19 protein-coding genes are annotated in these 17,652 nt (G+C 56.6%); 16 read left to right on the top strand and 3 right to left on the bottom strand.

What is annotated here, in order from left to right:
• Positions 1–119 precede the first annotated feature (119 nt).
• The 6 genes from AC0TNJ_RS07075 to AC0TNJ_RS07050 all read left to right on the top strand — a co-directional run bounded on the left by AC0TNJ_RS07075 (position 120) and on the right by AC0TNJ_RS07050 (position 5,654).
• Entirely contained in the window at positions 120–1,376 is a 1,257-nt protein-coding gene (locus tag AC0TNJ_RS07075) for a GGDEF domain-containing protein (RefSeq protein WP_473770681.1), read from the top strand.
• Positions 1,377–1,612: 236 nt separating this feature from the next.
• A complete protein-coding gene (locus tag AC0TNJ_RS07070) occupies positions 1,613–2,023 on the top strand; it encodes an RT0821/Lpp0805 family surface protein (RefSeq protein ID WP_473768965.1) in 411 nt (136 codons plus the stop codon).
• Between the two features lie 102 nt (positions 2,024–2,125).
• The gene (locus tag AC0TNJ_RS07065) at positions 2,126–3,076 is read left to right on the top strand and encodes a DnaJ C-terminal domain-containing protein (RefSeq protein WP_473770680.1); all 951 of its coding nucleotides are present in this window, start codon (positions 2,126–2,128) and stop codon (positions 3,074–3,076) included.
• A 145-nt stretch (positions 3,077–3,221) separates the two neighbouring features.
• Positions 3,222–4,040, top strand: coding sequence for an enoyl-ACP reductase FabI (gene fabI, locus AC0TNJ_RS07060; protein ID WP_006466187.1), 819 nt, complete (start codon positions 3,222–3,224; stop codon positions 4,038–4,040).
• 107 nt (positions 4,041–4,147) lie between these two features.
• Complete coding sequence (locus tag AC0TNJ_RS07055) at positions 4,148–4,738, top strand: histidine phosphatase family protein (RefSeq protein WP_473770679.1); 591 nt, start codon at positions 4,148–4,150, stop codon at positions 4,736–4,738.
• Positions 4,739–4,802: 64 nt separating this feature from the next.
• Entirely contained in the window at positions 4,803–5,654 is an 852-nt protein-coding gene (locus AC0TNJ_RS07050) for a PhzF family phenazine biosynthesis protein (protein WP_473770733.1), read from the top strand.
• Between the two features lie 41 nt (positions 5,655–5,695).
• On the opposite strand, the gene AC0TNJ_RS07045 is transcribed toward AC0TNJ_RS07050, so the two are convergent.
• On the bottom strand, positions 5,696–5,947 hold the full coding sequence (locus AC0TNJ_RS07045; RefSeq protein ID WP_010658359.1) for a DUF1344 domain-containing protein: 252 nt from the start codon (positions 5,945–5,947) through the stop codon (positions 5,696–5,698).
• Between the two features lie 282 nt (positions 5,948–6,229).
• Here AC0TNJ_RS07045 and aroC point away from each other — a divergent pair, with 282 nt between their 5' ends.
• The 4 genes from aroC (at position 6,230) to AC0TNJ_RS07025 (ending at position 9,791) form a co-directional block, all read left to right on the top strand.
• On the top strand, positions 6,230–7,324 hold the full coding sequence (aroC, locus tag AC0TNJ_RS07040; protein WP_122003183.1) for a chorismate synthase: 1,095 nt from the start codon (positions 6,230–6,232) through the stop codon (positions 7,322–7,324).
• Between the two features lie 74 nt (positions 7,325–7,398).
• A complete protein-coding gene (ribB, locus tag AC0TNJ_RS07035) occupies positions 7,399–8,514 on the top strand; it encodes a 3,4-dihydroxy-2-butanone-4-phosphate synthase (RefSeq protein WP_122003184.1) in 1,116 nt (371 codons plus the stop codon).
• A 68-nt stretch (positions 8,515–8,582) separates the two neighbouring features.
• A complete protein-coding gene (locus AC0TNJ_RS07030; RefSeq protein ID WP_473770678.1) occupies positions 8,583–9,533 on the top strand; it encodes a histone deacetylase family protein in 951 nt (316 codons plus the stop codon).
• A 3-nt stretch (positions 9,534–9,536) separates the two neighbouring features.
• The gene (locus AC0TNJ_RS07025; protein WP_002963588.1) at positions 9,537–9,791 is read left to right on the top strand and encodes an exodeoxyribonuclease VII small subunit; all 255 of its coding nucleotides are present in this window, start codon (positions 9,537–9,539) and stop codon (positions 9,789–9,791) included.
• A 21-nt stretch (positions 9,792–9,812) separates the two neighbouring features.
• Here the strand turns inward: AC0TNJ_RS07025 and AC0TNJ_RS07020 are convergent, their stop codons facing one another.
• Both AC0TNJ_RS07020 and AC0TNJ_RS07015 read right to left on the bottom strand, forming a co-directional pair.
• Entirely contained in the window at positions 9,813–10,331 is a 519-nt protein-coding gene (locus AC0TNJ_RS07020) for a DedA family protein (protein ID WP_473770677.1), read from the bottom strand.
• 102 nt (positions 10,332–10,433) lie between these two features.
• Positions 10,434–10,697, bottom strand: coding sequence for a GlsB/YeaQ/YmgE family stress response membrane protein (locus AC0TNJ_RS07015; RefSeq protein WP_071633375.1), 264 nt, complete (start codon positions 10,695–10,697; stop codon positions 10,434–10,436).
• Between the two features lie 163 nt (positions 10,698–10,860).
• Between AC0TNJ_RS07015 and AC0TNJ_RS07010 the strand changes: the two genes are divergently transcribed.
• From AC0TNJ_RS07010 to AC0TNJ_RS06985, 6 genes are all read left to right on the top strand, one after another.
• Positions 10,861–11,421 (top strand): YidB family protein, encoded by a 561-nt coding sequence (locus tag AC0TNJ_RS07010; RefSeq protein WP_122003188.1) that lies wholly within the window; start codon positions 10,861–10,863, stop codon positions 11,419–11,421.
• Positions 11,422–11,545: 124 nt separating this feature from the next.
• Positions 11,546–12,466, top strand: a complete 921-nt coding sequence (locus AC0TNJ_RS07005; protein ID WP_473768707.1) for a pirin family protein — start codon at positions 11,546–11,548, stop codon at positions 12,464–12,466.
• A 94-nt stretch (positions 12,467–12,560) separates the two neighbouring features.
• A complete protein-coding gene (gene dxs / locus AC0TNJ_RS07000) occupies positions 12,561–14,477 on the top strand; it encodes a 1-deoxy-D-xylulose-5-phosphate synthase (protein ID WP_473770676.1) in 1,917 nt (638 codons plus the stop codon).
• On the top strand, positions 14,470–15,231 hold the full coding sequence (locus AC0TNJ_RS06995; RefSeq protein ID WP_473770675.1) for a TlyA family RNA methyltransferase: 762 nt from the start codon (positions 14,470–14,472) through the stop codon (positions 15,229–15,231). Before dxs ends, AC0TNJ_RS06995 begins: the two co-directional genes overlap by 8 nt.
• Positions 15,228–16,457, top strand: a complete 1,230-nt coding sequence (locus AC0TNJ_RS06990) for a class I SAM-dependent RNA methyltransferase (protein ID WP_473770674.1) — start codon at positions 15,228–15,230, stop codon at positions 16,455–16,457. Before AC0TNJ_RS06995 ends, AC0TNJ_RS06990 begins: the two co-directional genes overlap by 4 nt.
• 305 nt (positions 16,458–16,762) lie before the next feature.
• Positions 16,763–17,542 carry a class I SAM-dependent methyltransferase gene (locus tag AC0TNJ_RS06985; RefSeq protein ID WP_473770673.1) on the top strand — a complete coding sequence of 260 codons (780 nt, stop codon included), beginning with the start codon at positions 16,763–16,765 and terminating at the stop codon, positions 17,540–17,542.
• The last annotated feature ends 110 nt before the right edge of the window (positions 17,543–17,652 follow it).

Raw genomic sequence — 17,652 nt, 5'->3', positions numbered from 1 at the left:
TGTCGGAAATTTGTGGGGCATCCTGCCAAAGAATCCCCGCAGTCGGAGTCTAAGGGGAGCTTCTTCGATAACCGCCGTTTTGTCCATCGCTTTGCCGGGATGTGTCGTCGCAGGCCTGCATGGCTTTACTTGACACACAACTTCTTGTAGGGCGCCCGGTCAAGGTAGGGGCTATGCCAGAACTCGATTTCCTGACGCTCTATATAGTCATATTTTTAAATTCACTGACGGTCTGTATAATCTGGACCGCTATCGCCTTCTCTTATCGGAAGTTCAGGCCGGCCCGGATATGGCTTCTTTCGACGGCACTTCTGCTTGTCGGAGGCTTCGTTCTTTCGCTGCAAGGCAATGAGGGGGCGTTCTGGCCTGCTGTCATCGGCAACACCATCATCATCTACGGATTTTGTCTGGCCTACATCGGCGCGCGCCATTTCTACGGTCAGAGAGGCGGCTGGCGGATGGCGATGGGAATATCGCTCGCAAGTTTCGCCGTCATGGCCGCGTTTCATGCGAGCTGGCAGGGGCGCAACATCGCCTATGCGGTGGGCCAGTCGGTCCCCATGGCGATGACGGTGTTTTACCTGGCACGGCAAAAGAGCCTCGGTCTCGGCGGCCGTATCGCCATCGTCGCTTTTTTGCTCGGCATCATCGGGCATGCGATCGAGACATCGCTGAACATCGCCGCATGGGCGGGAGAATTCGACCAGTCGCTTTATTTTGCTATTGAGAGTTATGCGCTCGTCTGCGTGATCTATAGCGGCATGATCTGGAATTTCGGTTTCATCGTCATGGCGATGAATCGCCTGCACGGCGATATGGCAAAGGTCGCCGAGACCGATGAATTGACCGGACTCCCGAACCGGCGCCATTTCATGAAAAGGCTGGCGAGGGCGGAGCTCGCATTCAGCGAAGACGGGGCGGCTTATAGCGTCATGCTGATCGATATCGACAACTTCAAGCAATGGAACGACACATATGGCCATGCGCTGGGCGATCAGGCCCTTGTGCATTTTGCCGATATTGGAGTCGATGTCCTCAATCGGCGCGGCGTGCTGGCACGCTTTGGAGGCGATGAATTTTCGATTTTGCTGCCTGGAATGCATGAGCAGGAAGCGACGGAAATCGCCCGTGAAATCGTCGGGGCTATCAACCATGCGCCGCTTGTTTTCAATGGCCGGAAACTCGTCTTGACGGTGAGCGTCGGCATTGCGAGCGAGGAACCGGGTAACGAAACGAGTGATCTCGACGTTTTTGCGCGGGCCGATCTGGCGCTTTACAAGGTAAAGCAGGCAGGTCGAAACGGCTATGCCACCCGCACGACGACGGTGAATGTCCCAGATTCTCCTTTTTCTGAAAGACAGCTGGTCCCTGGGTGAGTGGTGGCTGCCCAAAGAAAATGGATAGCCGGGAACAACCTTTGACGGCTGAATAATTTGCGGGAGTGGCCGTTGTGCTCCGATTCCGATTTGTTTACCTTTCCGGCACACCGCTTGTTAACTCAAGCTCACTCATAATCTCTGCATCTTAAGCGTGTAGAAATAAGGGAATAGCGTTGGCCGTTGAGACGCTTCGCCACAAATATAATCTCTGGAGCCTCGGCTGCGGCGCGAATGTGCTGCGCAAGGCCGCGATCGGCATATGCCTTTTTTCGCTTGCCGGTTGCGCCATGGGTGGCGTGAGCATTGAAAAAGCCGTCCCTGATTCTTCCACGATCACCGGTTCCGTGAAGCACGCACAGCCGGTCGAAACCGATACCGGCAAGCTTTCCGACCAATCCGCGATAAAGAACGTGGTTTCTGCGCTTAATTTTACGGAATGGGGCAAGAAGCCCGTACCGTGGGCCAATCCCGATACGGGTAGCCAGGGCACGATCACGACAATTGCCGAAAACAGCAAGAACAATCAGCTCTGCCGCGAGTTCGAAACCTCGCGCGAAGCTTTTGACGGCGTTTCCATCTATCGCGGCGAAACCTGCATGCAGCGCGGCGGTCAATGGACCGTGACTTCGTTCGCCCCGATCTGAAAAGAAAAGCCTGACCTGACTGGAACTTTTCCAGACAGATGCGCATATTATGGGCAACGAGTCTTACTCATCTCACAGTCATTTTCCTGAAAGAGGAACTATATGCGCGATCCCTATAGCGTGCTGGGCGTCGCCAAAACGGCGAAGCCCGATGAAATAAAATCGGCTTTTCGCAAGCTGGCCAAAAAGCACCATCCGGATCAGAACAAGGACGATCCGAAGGCGCAGGAGCGCTTCGCAGAACTGAATCAAGCCTATGAAATTTTGGGCGACAAGGACAAGCGCGGGCAATTCGATCGCGGCGAGATCGACGCCGAGGGCAAGCCCGCTTTCCAGGGCTTCACAGGCGGACAGGGCTTCGGCGGCGCACATGGCGACCCGTTCGCCGGTTTCCGGCAGGGCGGCGGCAACAGCCATTTTGAATTTCGTTCCGGCCCCGGCGGCTTTCAGCAGGGCGGTGGCTTCGGCGGCGCAGAAGATATCCTGAACGATCTTTTTGGTGGCGCTTTCGGCGGCGGGGGCAGGGCAGGCGGCGCAAGGCAGCGTGGCCCATCCAAGGGGGCAGACCTTTCCGCCTCCATCGATATTACGCTGGAACAGGCCGCAGGCGCGGAGAAGGTCGAAGCGATTTTCCCGAACGGCAAGCACCTCAAGATCAAACTGCCGAAATATGTCGAAGACGGCCAGACCATTCGCCTGAAAGGGCAGGGCGAGACCTTGATGGGCGGAACGGCAGGCGATGCGCTGGTCACTATCCAATTCAAGGCGCATCCGCGGTTTCGCCTGGAAGGCCGTGACGTGCATGTAGACCTGCCGGTCGAGCTTGCAGATGCGGTGCTTGGCGGCAGGCAGGAGGTTGAAACGCTCGACGGGCGGATTGCGGTGAAAATACCGGCATGGTCAAGTTCCGATCGCGTGCTGCGCCTGAAGGAAAAAGGTCTTCCGCTGAAAGCTGGCGGGCGCGGCGATCTTTATGTTCACGTGCGGATCATGCTGCCGGATGGCGGCGACACGGAACTGGAAGAATTCCTGCAAAAACGCAAACAAGCCTGAACAGGTCTTCAATCGTTTGAAGCCGGGTGTTGTCTCTTTGCGGCAGTAAAGTGACAATGCCCGGCTTTTTCACTGCAATTGCTTGAAGGAGAGCCGAGGCTGTGCGATAGGGCAACAAGTTAATTGTTTTCAATGAGGACCCCTAATGACCGCACAGTCAGGTTTGTTGCAGGGCAAGCGTGGATTGATTCTGGGCGTCGCCAACAACCGCTCCATCGCATGGGGTATTGCCAAGGCCGCTCGCGATGCAGGCGCAGAGCTCGCATTCACCTATCAGGGCGATGCATTGAAGAAGCGTGTCGAGCCTCTGGCTGAAGAGCTTGGCGCTTTCGTTGCCGGACATTGCGATGTGGCGGATGCCGCCAGCATCGATGCTGTTTTCGAGACGCTTGAGAAGAAGTGGGGCAAGCTCGATTTCGTCGTGCACGCCATCGGTTTTTCCGACAAGGACGAGCTGACGGGCCGCTATGTCGATACATCGGAAGCCAATTTCACCAACACGATGCTGATTTCGGTCTATTCGCTGACGGCGATTTCGCGCCGCGCGGAAAAGCTGATGGCTGACGGCGGCTCGATCCTGACACTGACCTATTATGGCGCCGAAAAGGTCATGCCGAACTACAATGTCATGGGTGTCGCCAAGGCTGCCCTTGAGGCCAGCGTGAAATATCTGGCCGTTGATCTTGGACCGCAGAACATTCGCGTCAATGCGATTTCGGCAGGCCCGATCAAGACGCTCGCCGCCTCCGGCATCGGCGATTTCCGCTATATCCTCAAGTGGAACGAGTACAATGCGCCGCTGCGCCGTACCGTCACCATCGAGGAAGTGGGCGATGTCGGCCTTTATTTCCTTTCCGACCTGTCCCGTTCGGTGACCGGTGAAGTTCATCACGCGGATAGCGGTTATCATGTCATCGGCATGAAAGCGGTCGACGCGCCGGATATTTCGGTCGTGAAAGACTGAAGCAGCGAATATCAAATCCCGAAAAGCTGACCGGCTTTTCGGGATTTTTCTTTCCCGATGCGGGGAAGCTATGCAGACAACGACTGACGGCATATTGGGGTAGAGCTGTGGCTCGGGAAATCATCTACTTTTCGCGTCACGGCGAGACGGACTGGAATGTTTCGCAGCGCATTCAGGGACAGCTCGACATCGATATCAATGCCCATGGCCGCACCCAGGCGGATCGCAATGGCGATATGCTGAAATCGCTGATCGGTGACGGCGCGGGCTTCGACTTCGTGGCAAGCCCTCTGCGTCGAACCCGCGAAACGATGGAGCGCATCCGCCTGCGCATGGGGCTCGACCCTTATGATTACCGCACAGACCCGCAGCTGATGGAAGTCAATTTCGGCGATTGGCAAGGCTTCATGATGGAAGACATTGCCAAGGAACGCGAAGATCTTCTGGAAGCGCGCGCTCGCGACAAGTGGAATTTTGTGCCGCCGGGCGCAACCGCTGAAAGCTATATGAGCCTCTCGCGCCGTATCGGGCGCTGGGTGGAGGCTGTGGAATGGCCTACCGTCTGCGTGACGCATGGCGGCTGCATTCGCACGCTGTTTTACCTTTACGGCGATATGGACGGCCACTCTGCGGCAAATCTATCCATCCCGCAGGACAAGCTTCTGAAGTTCGAAAACGGCAAGCTTGAGTGGATTTGAGACACGAGCAGTCGACGACTGAACCGATCAAATATTGAAAGCCACATTTCGGGGGGGGGGGATGATGCTCGGTTCTAAAGGTCTTACGTTCAAATTTCAGCAGGTCGATGTCTTCGCGTCCCGACCGTTGGGCGGGAATCCGCTGGCTGTCGTTGTCGATGCAGATAGTTTGGACGACACCCAAATGGCTGCGTTTGCAAACTGGACCAATCTGAGCGAGACCACTTTTCTGCTAAAGCCGACAAAAATCGAGGCAGACTATCGCGTCCGGATTTTCACCCCGTCGCGTGAGTTACCTTTTGCGGGACACCCGACTTTAGGGAGCTGTCATGTCTGGCTCGCTTCGAATGGGAGAGCCGATGGTGGGGAGGTCGTGCAGGAATGCGAGGCCGGATTGATCCGCATACGCAGGAACGGCGACATGCTTTCCTTTGCCGCCCCCGAGCTCATCAGAAGCGATGCCCTTGAACCGCAATTGCTGCAACGTATCGCAGGAGCCTTGCATATCAGCATGGACACTATTGTTGATGCGCGGTGGGTCGACAACGGTCCGGGCTGGCTGGCTGTCCTTCTGAAAAGCAGGGAGGACGTTTTAGCCCTTCGTCCAGATTTCGCGGCAATTTCTGGCCTGCGGGTTGGTGTCGTCGCACCATGGAGACAGGCCGAGGACGGTTCCGCTGCCGATTTTGAAGTCCGGGCTTTTACAGCGGCTGGCTTTGAAGATCCGGTTACAGGAAGTCTAAACGCGGGCATAGCCCAGTGGTTGATCGGCAGTGGTATAGCGGACGAATCCTATGTTGCCAGCCAAGGCACTGCCCTTGGGCGGGCAGGGCGCATTCACGTGCGGCGCGAAGTCGATGGCATTTGGATTGGCGGCAATGTCGTTACATGTGTTGACGGGCACGTGACCCTTTAACCGATCATTCAACGCGCGCGAATTAGCCCGTCAAGGTCTGCTTACGGCGCTTCCTGAATATCGGTGATGAAGCGCGTGCTGTCGACCATATCATAAATGATAAGGACCTTCATGCCCTTGTTGATTGCGCTATAATCGAACTCGCCAGGCAGCTTGTATGTCTGGCCGTCATCCAGCGTAATGGTTTCGCTGTCCTTGTTGATACCGGTGATCTTGCCTTCGGCATCGTCCGCCATCGCTACCGTGGAGAAAAGCGAAGCAACGATGAGGATTAATCCGACCAGATAATGCATGACTTTCCGTTCCTTTGGTTGTGCCTCGGATTGGGTTGTCGCCTGACCGATTCGACACGATTGTCGCTATTTGGTGTTTTGGCGCGTCGCGCCGGATATCCCACAGTGTAGCGTTCTGAATGTGTCAAAAAAAATGCCGGATATCGATCTTCAGAAGGAAATTTTACGTCGCCGGAGAGCTTGATTTGACCGGCGTCAAAAAGCCCAATAAAACCGGCGCGTAAAGTAGCTGCTCTCTCCTTGGCCTGCTCCGGACAAGGACAATTTATTCAGGCGTCGCGCATGTCTCACAATAGTTTCGGCCATCTGTTCCGCGTAACCACCTGGGGCGAAAGTCACGGTCTGGCGCTCGGTTGCGTTGTTGACGGCTGCCCGCCCGGCATCACGTTCACGGAAGCTGAAATTCAGGCCTATCTCGACAAGCGCAAGCCCGGCCAGTCAAAATATACCACGCAGCGCCGCGAACCCGATCAGGTGCGCGTGCTTTCCGGCGTTCTTCTGGGCGATGACGGTGTGACCATGACGACCACCGGCACGCCGATTTCGATGATGATCGAGAATACCGATCAGCGCTCCAAGGATTATGGCGAGATTGCTCGCCAGTACCGTCCCGGCCATGCCGATTACACCTATGACGTCAAATATGGCATTCGCGACTATCGCGGTGGCGGGCGTTCGTCGGCGCGTGAAACCGCAGCCCGTGTTGCGGCTGGCGCCATAGCGCGCAAGATCGTGCCGGGGCTGGAAGTCAAGGGCGCGCTGGTTGCCATGGGCGTGCACGGCATCGACCGCCGTCGCTGGAACTGGTCCGAAGTGGACAACAATCCTTTCTTCTCGCCGGATGCGGGTTCGGTCGAATTGTTCGCGGACTATCTCGATGGCATTCGCAAAAGCGGATCGTCGGTCGGTGCGGTTATCGAGATTGTTGCTGAAGGCGTGCCTGCTGGCATTGGCGCGCCGATCTATGGCAAGCTTGATCAGGACATTGCCAGCCTGCTGATGTCGATCAACGCCGTGAAGGGCGTCGAAATAGGCAATGGTTTCGAGGCGGCGCGTCTTACCGGCGAAGAAAATGCCGACGAAATGCGCATGGGCAATGACGGCAAGCCGTTGTTCCTGTCCAATCATGCAGGCGGCATTCTGGGTGGCATCGCAACCGGCGCGCCGGTTGTGGCGCGTTTCGCTGTCAAGCCGACCTCGTCGATTCTGACCCCGCGCCGCTCTGTCGATAAGGACGGCCAGGAAGTGGATGTGATGACCAAGGGCCGTCATGATCCATGCGTGGGCATTCGCGCCGTGCCAATCGGCGAGGCGATGGTAGCTTGCGCGATTGCCGATCATTATCTGCGTCATCGCGGTCAGACTGGCCGCGTCTGATTCATTTGGGGCCAGACTGGCCATAATCTAACCGGCGATTGGGCCAGTCGGTTGTCTGACATATAGAGGTCGAAATGAGCTATAATCAGAAACAGGTCGTTGATGCGCTTCGTGCATTCGAACGCGGCGAAATCGTTGTAGTCATGGATGATGACGGGCGCGAGAACGAAGGCGACCTGATTGTCGCCGCCGTGCATTGCACGCCGGAAAAGATGGCCTTCATCGTTCGTCATACGTCCGGTATCGTCTGCACGCCGATGACACGCGAGGAAGCCAAGCGGCTCAACCTCGCACCCATGGTTGCTGAAAACGAATCTGCCCACACGACAGCGTTCACTGTGACGGTCGATTACCGCCATGGCACCACGACCGGCATTTCGGCGGAAGACCGCACGCTGACCGTTCGCAATCTGGCCAATCCCAATGCAGGCGCTTCGGATTTCGTGCGTCCCGGCCATATTTTCCCGCTGGTTGCCCGCGAAGGCGGCGTTCTGATGCGGTCCGGCCATACGGAAGCCGCTGTCGACCTCTGCAAGCTCGCAAATCTCCCGCCGATCGGCGTGATCTGCGAGCTGGTCAACGATGACGGTTCCGTCATGCGCGGCCCCGACGTAAAGGCTTTTGCCGAAAAACACGCTCTGCATCGGGTCACTGTTGCCGACCTCATCGCCTATCGCCAGCGCAAGGAAACGCTGGTCAAGCGCGTTGGCGATGCACTTGTAAGCACCTGTGCGGGAAGCGCCCATGCCTACACATATGAACTGCCATGGGAACCGATGCAGCACGTTGCTGTCGTATTCGGCGACATTCGTGACGGTGAGGAAGTGCCGGTTCGCCTGCACCGCGAAGATGTGCTGAACGACGTTTTCGGCAAAGGCAGCAGCAATCTTGACGCCATCATGGAAAAGATGGGCAAGGAAGGCCGCGGCGTACTGGTCTATCTGCGCGAAGGCTCTGTCGGCGTTCGTTCCGATCATCACGATACCCGCGCTCGCGATGCGATCCAGGGCGAGCATGAAAGCCACGCCGAAGCGGTTGCCCGCGAGGAAGAGTGGCGTCAGATCGGTCTTGGCGCACAGATATTGAAGGACCTCGGCATCACGTCGATTGTGCTTCTGGCGTCGCGCGAGCGCCATTATGTCGGTCTCGAAGGCTTCGGCATTCACATCGCCCGCACGGAAATCATCTAACCGCGTTTCAGACAGATCAGGCGCATGGCCGTCATGGTCATGTGCCGGTGAGATGCTATAGTGAAACTATGACGACACGGCTTTACTGGCATCCGATCTATCTGGAACATTTGACCCCACCCGGCCATCCCGAGCGCCCGGATCGCATCCGGGCGCTGATGAGTGAACTCGAGGGGCCGGATTTCTATCGGCTCGACCGAGTTGAAGCACCGCGCGCCGACGAGACGGCTGTGCTTCTTGCGCACCCGGAAGAACATCTGGAAGCGATACGCGCCGGAATACCCGAGCCTTCTCCGGACGAGGAAGCACCGGCGCCAGTGGTGCGGCTCGACGGCGACACGTATGTCAGCCCGAAAAGTCTGGAAGCCGCGCTGACGGCAATCGGTGCGGCCACGGCTGCGGTCGATGATGTATTTTCGGGAACTGCAAATAATGTGTTCGTTGCGGCTCGCCCGCCGGGACATCACGCCGAACGTTCCACAGCAATGGGTTTTTGCCTTTTCAACAATGTTGCGATTGCTGCCCGCCATGCACAGCGCCGCCACGGTGCCGAGCGCGTCGCCATCGTCGATTGGGACGTGCATCACGGAAACGGAACGCAGGATATTTTCAAGGACGATCCAAGCGTCCTGTTCTGCTCGACGCATCAGTTTCCTTTATATCCCGGCACGGGTGCGAAGGATGAAACCGGCGTCGGCAATATCTTCAATGCGCCGCTTTCCCCCGATACCGGAAGCCGCGAATTTCGCGAGGCATTTAATAGTCGTGTATTGCCTGCCTTGGACAATTTCCGGCCAGATTTGATCCTTATTTCGGCGGGCTTCGATGCTCATTTTCGCGATCCGCTGGCCGAGCTTAATCTTGACGAAGCGGATTTTGATTGGGCGACGGGCAAGCTCATGGAGCGGGCAGAAAGGTTCTGCGATCACCGGCTAGTGAGTGTGCTCGAAGGTGGATATGATCTAGAGGGCTTGTCGCAGTCCGCGTCTACGCATATTACGCGGCTGTTGAAAGGATGAATCATGGTAACCGAACCGTCCAACGCCGACATTGCGGTAATGAGCTTCGAGGATGCGCTGAAGCAGCTTGAGAAGATCGTCGACGATCTGGAGCGGGGCGACGTGCCGCTGGAGGAATCCATTCGCATCTATGAGCGCGGCGAAGCCCTGAAGAAGCATTGCGACACGCTTCTGAAATCCGCCGAGGACAAGGTGGAGAAAATCCGCATTGGCCGCGATGGGCAGCCGGTCGGAACGGAACCGCTGGACCCTGAGTAATATCGGTCAGAGTGTTTCCGGTCAGAAGAGCGTTTTGAGCGGGGTGATGTAAGGTGCTAAAACGCCGCTCAGCATGTAGGGGCCAAGTCCCCAGGCAAGCGTCCATCCTGCAGCGCCGATAATATTGGCGGCCAGAAAATGCGGCGGGTTCATCTTCATTGAACCCGCAACGATGCCGTTAAGCTGCCGCAGCAGCACGACGAAGCGTGCCGTTGCGACCACATAAATTCCCTTGCTGTCGAAGAGTTTTTCAAACTGCTCCAGACGTTCCGGCGTGAGTTTGACGAGATGGCCGTATCGCAAGATCAGTCGGCGTCCACCAAAACGCCCGATCAGATAGCCTGTGCAATCACCTAGCACCGCGCCAACAAAAACCGCGAGAAGCACAGCTTCGATGTTCAGCGTTCCGTGCAGCGCAAGCAGCGAGCTTGCTATGAGGGCGCTTTCGCCGGGCAAGGGGGCGCCGAAGGATTCAAAATATACGATAAAGAAAAGCGCCAGCGCGCCATATGCGGCAATATAAGGTTCCAGAAAGCTCATTGATTTGCAGGTCTTTCGGCAAATGCCGATCTGATCCCAGTCAGATCGAAACACGATAAAAGGCCCCGGACGAGCCGGAGCCTGAAATCTGTATCTATCACATCAACCGATGGAACGCTTGCCGGTAATTGCGTGGTACACCCACAACACGATTATTGAACCGACTATCGCAATAACAAGACTGATCGGATCGAACGCGCCGGTGACGCCACGTCCAAAAAGCTGAGACGAAATCACACCGCCGACGATGGCGCCGACAATGCCGAGAGCAATATCCAGGAAAAGGCCCTGGCCGCTTTTATTGACAATCTTGCTGCCGATGAAGCCGGCAATCAAGCCTAGTATTATCCAGCTTATAACAGACATCTAATATCTCCCGATGCGTAAATACATTTTTGCATCACGCACTTAGGAAATTTTCACACTGCTACAAAATTTGCAAGGTATAATGCTTGTCAAAATGGGAAACCCATTTACCTTTATCTTACCGAATGCACAGTTGGCATCGGATAACAGGGAGTATCGTGTGATGGGAAGTTATGACGACAACTCGGGCAATTCGCCTATTCCTGGCGGAAGCCTGGCGAAGCCGGTTCTGATTGCGCTCGGCGCCCTGCTGATCGGCAAGATGTTGAAGGGCCATGGCGACGATACGGCGGCTGCTCCGGCGCAGCCTGTGCCTGTGCCGGATCAATCGCAGGCAGGCGGCGGGCTGCTCGGCGGCATCCTTGGCGGGCTTGGGGGTCTGCTCGGCGGTGCGGCTGCCGGAAATGCTTCTGCGGCTCCCTCCGCGCCGGGACCTCTCGGCGGCGGACTCGGCGGTCTTCTCGATCAACTCAAGCAGGCTGGTCTTGGCGACAAGGTGGATTCGTGGGTTGGTCAGGGTTCCAACCATCCAATCGAGCCAGGGCAGCTTGGCGATGCGCTCGGCCAGAAAACGCTCAGTGAAATTGCGGCGCATGCCGGCATCGATCAGCAGGAGCTTCTGGACCAGCTCTCGCAGGTGCTGCCGGGCCTGGTGGACAAGCTGACGACGAACGGACAGGTTCCCGACACCAGTGCGCTTTCCAAGCTGTTGCAAGGGCGCTGACAGGATTTTGCATGGAGACTGAACCGCACCGCTCGTCGGTGCGGTTTTGTTTTGAATGCGCTTTCGATAAACTGCAATCAGCTCTTATATAAGCTCTACAGATTAATGGCTGGAGTCGCGTTTCATGAGTTTCTTTCCGTGTCCTGATCCGGTTCTTGGCGACAAGACCTCGGTTGATAGCATCGAAACGCTGGTCATCCCGCGTACAAGCGACATTGGCGGGCTGGAAGTGCGGCGCGCTTTGCCAACGGTGCGTCGCCGTCTGGTGGGGCCGTTCATTTTCTTCGATCGCATGGGGCCGGCTGTTCTGCGCGATGGCGATGCGCTGGATGTGCGCCCGCATCCGCATATCGGCCTTTCCACGGTGACCTATCTTTTTGACGGGCATATCCGGCATAGGGATAGTCTCGGCACTGAAATGGTCATCCGTCCTGGTGATGTGAACCTGATGACGGCAGGCCGGGGCATTGTGCATTCGGAACGGTCGCCGGAAGAGGAACGCAACGGACCGTTGTCGATTTCCGGCATTCAGACATGGCTCGCGCTTCCCGACGCGCTGGAAGAAATCAACCCGGAATTTTTTCATACCAATGCTCCCGATCTGCCGGTGATGGAGGACCGTGATTTTTCCGGCCGCCTGATCATGGGGGCCATGCTGGGGCTGAAGTCTCCGGTAATCCAACATGCCGATACGCTCTATGCAGATATTCGAATTGAGCCGAACGGACGTTTCCCGATCCCGCCCGTGGCTGAAGAACGTGCTATCTATACCTTGCAGGGCAATGTCGGCATTGGCGGAGAAGTGTTCCCGCCTGATCGCTTGCTGGCCTTTCGCCCCGGCGACGATATCGTAGTGCAGGCCGGACCGGAGGGAGCGCATATCATGCTTTTTGGCGGTGCGGCCCTTGGCTCGAAGCGCTATGTATGGTGGAATTTCGTATCCTCTTCACGGGAGAGGATTGAGCAGGCCAAGGAAGAATGGCGAACCGGGCGTTTTGATATTGTGCCCGGTGACGAAAAGGATTTCATACCTTTGCCTGAATGAAATGAATTGAGTTGGGACACGATGTCTCCCTGCTTGATCCCGTCGCGTAGCTGCTATACCGACAACAAGGCCGAACCAGAAACAGGTTGTTTTAATGTCCCGACCCCTGACCCCATTGCTCGATAAGGCGCCGACCCCGGATCGCCTGCGTGCATTGCCGGAATCCGACTTGCCGCAGCTCGCGCAGGAATTGCGCGCGGAGTTGATCGACGTGGTTTCGACCACTGGCGGGCATCTGGGCGCGGGACTGGGTGTGGTGGAACTGACCGTGGCATTGCACCATGTCTTCGATACCCCGCACGACCGCATCATCTGGGACGTTGGCCATCAGGCCTATCCGCACAAGATTTTGACCGGGCGTCGCGACCGCATCCGCACATTGCGCCAGACCGGCGGCCTTTCTGGTTTCACCAAGCGCACTGAAAGCGAATATGATCCTTTCGGGGCGGCGCATTCGTCGACATCGATTTCGGCTGGCCTCGGCATGGCCGTCGCATCCGATCTTTCGGGCGAAAAGCGCAATGTGATTGCCGTCATCGGCGATGGTTCCATGTCGGCAGGCATGGCCTATGAAGCGATGAACAATGCCGGTGCGCTCGATGCGCGCCTTATTGTCATCCTCAACGATAATGACATGTCGATTGCGCCGCCGACCGGCGCAATGAGTGCCTATCTGGCGCGTCTTGTCTCCGGCAAGACTTACCGCAGCGTCCGCGAAGCCGCCAAGCAGGTCGCCAAAAAACTGCCGAAGTTCCTTCAGGACAAGGCCCGCAAGTCGGAAGAATATGCGCGTGCCTTTTTCACTGGCGGCACGCTGTTTGAAGAGCTTGGCTTTTATTATGTCGGCCCCATTGACGGGCATAATCTGGATCATCTGCTGCCGATCCTGAAAAATGTGCGAGACACGCAGGAAGGCCCGGTACTGATCCACGTGGTCACGCAAAAGGGCAAGGGTTATGGGCCTGCGGAAGCTGCCGCCGACAAATATCACGGCGTCAATAAATTCGACGTCATAACCGGTCAGCAGTCGAAACCGCCCGCAAATGCGCCGAGCTATACCAAGATTTTCGGCACCAGCCTGATCGAAGAAGCCCGTCACGACCACAGAATAGTGGCGATCACTGCCGCCATGCCGTCGGGCACCGGGCTTGATCTTTTTGGCGAGGTGTTCCCGCAGCGCACATTCGATGTCGGCATTGCCGAGCAACATGCGGTGACTTTCGCCGCCGGTCTCGCAAGTGAAGGTTTCAAGCCGTTCTGTGCGATCTACTCCACCTTCCTGCAGCGCGGCTACGATCAGGTCGTGCATGACGTTTCGATCCAGAACCTGCCGGTGCGCTTCCCTATCGACCGCGCCGGTCTGGTTGGGGCCGATGGCCCGACCCATGCAGGCTCGTTCGATACAGGATTCCTTGCCGCTCTCCCCGGTTTCGTGGTGATGGCCGCTTCCGACGAGGCCGAACTGCGCCATATGGTGCGCACGGCCGCTGAATATGACGAAGGTCCGATTTCCTTCCGCTATCCGCGTGGCGATGGTGTCGGTGTCGATCTGCCTGAACGCGGGCAACTGCTTCAAATCGGCAAAGGGCGCATCGTGCGCGAAGGCACGAAGGTTGCGCTGCTGTCCTTCGGGACGCGCTTGCAGGAATGCCTTGCCGCCGCCGATGAGCTGGGCGCTGCCGGTCTATCGACCACGGTTGCTGATGCACGTTTTGCCAAGCCGCTCGATCATGATCTGATCCGCCGCTTGGCGCGTGAACACGAAGTGCTGGTGATGGTGGAAGAGGGTGCGGTTGGCGGTTTTGGCAGCCACGTGCTGCAATTCCTCGCCACGGACGGACTTCTGGATCGTGGCCTCAAAGTGCGCGCGCTGGCCTTGCCGGACAGCTATCAGGACCACGGCAAGCCGGACGCCATGTATGCCGAGGCCGGTCTCGACCGGACGGGCATCGTGCATGCGGTGTTTGCCGCTCTTGGTCGCGACCAACTGACTACCTCCCACCGTGCCTGAACCGGTTGGCGATAAGAACCTGCGGCTCGACCAGTTGCTGGTGGAGCTTGGGCTGTTTGCAACGCGCTCGCGGGCGCGAGATGCAATCCAGCGCGGTACGGTCAAGGTGGACGGCAAGACCGTCACCAAGCCGGGCCAGACGGTTCTGCGCACGGCGAAGATCGCCGTTGATGATCCGGCAAGCGCCTATGTCTCCCGCGCTGCCCTGAAGCTTATTGCGGCGCTCGACCATTTCGACCTTGATGTGAAAGGACGCACAGCGCTCGACATTGGCGCTTCGACAGGCGGCTTCACGCAGGTGCTTCTGGAGCGGGGTGCAAGCCATGTTCTGGCTATCGATGTCGGCCATGACCAATTGCATGAGTCCCTGCGCGCCGATCCTCGTGTAACCAACAAGGAAGGGCTCAATGCTCGCGGGCTTGAGCTCTCCCATCTGGATGGGCGCGAAATCGATTGCGTGGTTTCGGATGTGAGTTTCATCTCGCTCAAACTGGCCTTGCCCCCGGCATTGGCCTTGGCGCAAAAAGATGCTATCTGCGCGCTTCTCGTAAAGCCGCAATTTGAAGCGGGGCGCGAGGCCATCGGCAAGGGCGGCATTTTGCGCGATCCGAAAGATGGCGAACGCATTGCGGAAGAACTGAAATCATGGCTGGAAACGCAGGCAGGTTGGCGTGCGCTCGGCCTCTGCCCATCGCCTATCGAAGGCGGAGATGGCAATCGTGAATATCTCCTGGCAGGAAAGAAAGACCGATGACGACCCAGATTACAATCCGCTCGATTGGCGCGGGCGGCGATGGCGTCGCCAACCTTCCAGACGGTCAGATTTATGTGCCTTTCACGCTGCCGGGCGAGGTGGCCAATGTCGCGCGTGATAAGAACCGAGCGACGGTTATGGCGCTTCTGGAAACATCGCCTGAGCGTCGGGCGCCCGCCTGCCAGCATTTCGAGGATTGCGGTGGCTGCGCCTTGCAACACTGGCAGGATGAACCCTATCGTCTGTGGAAGCGCGAACTGGTCGTCTCCGCGCTGAAGGGCAGGGGGATTGATGCGGAAGTTGCGCCTCTGGTCGCTTGCCAGCCACGTACGCGCCGCCGCGCTGTTTTTGCGGCGCGCAAGACGGAGAAGGGCGTCCTGCTTGGCTTCAATCGTCACTTGAGCCACGAAATCATCGACATCGTTGAATGTGCGGTAACTGTTCCCGAGATCATTGCGCGGCTTGACGATTTGCGTGAAGTTGGTGCTTTGATCGCGCCTGGCTCCAAGCCCTTCAAGCTGGCGGTGACGTTGACTGCATCCGGTCTTGATCTCGCGGCGAGCGGCTGCGGCAAGCTGAGCGACGATCAACGGCGCGCGCTGACCGCTCTTGTCATGAAAAAGGGCTTTGCGCGTCTTTCGCATGAAGGCGAAATCATCGTTGAGCCGAAAAAGCCGCTCATTCACTTCGGCAAGGTGCCGGTTCCGGTGCCGCCCGGCTGCTTCTTGCAGGCAACGACCGATGCGGAAGAAGCAATGGTGCAGTTGGTGCTGGATCATGTCGGCAAAGCCAAGCGTGTCGCGGACCTGTTCTGCGGCGTCGGCACATTTGCACTGCGGATTGCGGAAAAGAGCGCGGTTCATGCGGTCGAGAACGACGCGCTGGCGCTTGCGGCTCTTGATCGAGGCGTGCGCCATGTGCAGGGCTTGAAGCCCGTCTCGGTCGAGCGACGCGATCTGTTCCGCCGGCCACTGATGCCGAAGGAACTGCTGACCTATAATGCCGTGGTTTTCGATCCTCCGCGGGCAGGCGCAGAAGAGCAGGCGCTTGAACTGGCGAAATCCAAGGTGGAAAAGGTTGTCGCGGTTTCGTGCAATCCGGTGACGCTGGCTCGCGACCTCGCCATTCTGACAAAGGGCGGTTATCGCGTCACGCGTGTCACGCCGATTGACCAGTTCCTCTGGTCGCCACACGTTGAAGCTGTGGCGACACTGGTAAGAAAGTAAGTCTTCAGCACACACTGATTTGATTTTGGAGCGCTGGCCTGATTGGGTCAGATCGGCGCTTTAACCTTTTGTTTTGACACGCATCTTTTCCGAAAAAATAATGTGGCCGAAAATGGCTATTTGCCCGCATGTAGCGCTTGAGAATCGCCATTTTCGCGCCATTTGATCGCTAATTATATACTATATGAAAAAGTATATTATGATTGTCGGTTATAGGTGAGTATATATTCCTATAACTATAAAAATATATTGTAATTTTTTATATTTCTGCAATCGTTATTTATTATTTCGAGGAGGGGTATAGATTGAGTCATTACACGTTGGATAACTCTTGGTCGGAAGCCGACCGTCGTTTAGGGTTGCTTGAACTTTATCTTGATGAAGGCACAAAAAGGCGAGTTAAGCAGTTAGGGCATGTGGGGCGCGGTTCTCATTGCCTTGAAATTGGAGCTGGACGTGGGTCCATCGTTAAATGGCTTTCGGAGATTGTCGGGGACACCGGAACTGTAACTGCGATAGATATAAATACGAATTTAATTAGGTCTATAACGTCGAAAAATGTAAGAATACTGCAACAGGATGTGACAAAAGAACCGATCCCGGTGGAAGAGTTTGATTTTGTTCATGCCCGTTGGACGTTGTGTCATATCTCACATAGAGAAGAAGTTTTGGAGAAAATTATCCGCGCATTGCGTCCTGGAGGACTTCTCCTTTTGGAAGAAATTGATTTTACTTCGCTCATTTCCACCCAGAACTCGCCATATCGAAAATTTTTCGAGTCCATAGTTAAAATGCTTTCTCGTAGAGGTGGCGATGGAAATTGGGCTCGGTCCCTGGTGGAGCGTATTTCCAAGAGTGAGTTTAATGGCGTAGGTTTTGAAAGCAATGTGCAGATTATTCAGGGAGGAAGTCTTCTCGGTAAGTTTTGGGCGCTAACGGGGCAACAGCTGCGTGAAGAATTACTCGATACCGGACACATCAGTCTGGAGCAGTTCAACGAAGCTGTGGCTGCATTAAAAGCTCCTAATTGTTTTGGCTTTGGAGGGACCGAAATCGCGAGCTGGGGCCGGAAGCTGCCTCGATAAGCAGCACGATTTCAGGTGGCGCACAGATATCCGGAAGCGGTGCCGATTTTCTGGCGGAGGTACATACACAACAACCGGTTCACGCTTTGGCCGGGAATACCGGGTACGTT

This window comes from Ochrobactrum sp. PL_is483, assembly GCF_055816855.1.
The sequence above is the reverse complement of the archived record's forward strand: the minus strand, read 5'-3'. Positions and strand labels throughout refer to the sequence as shown.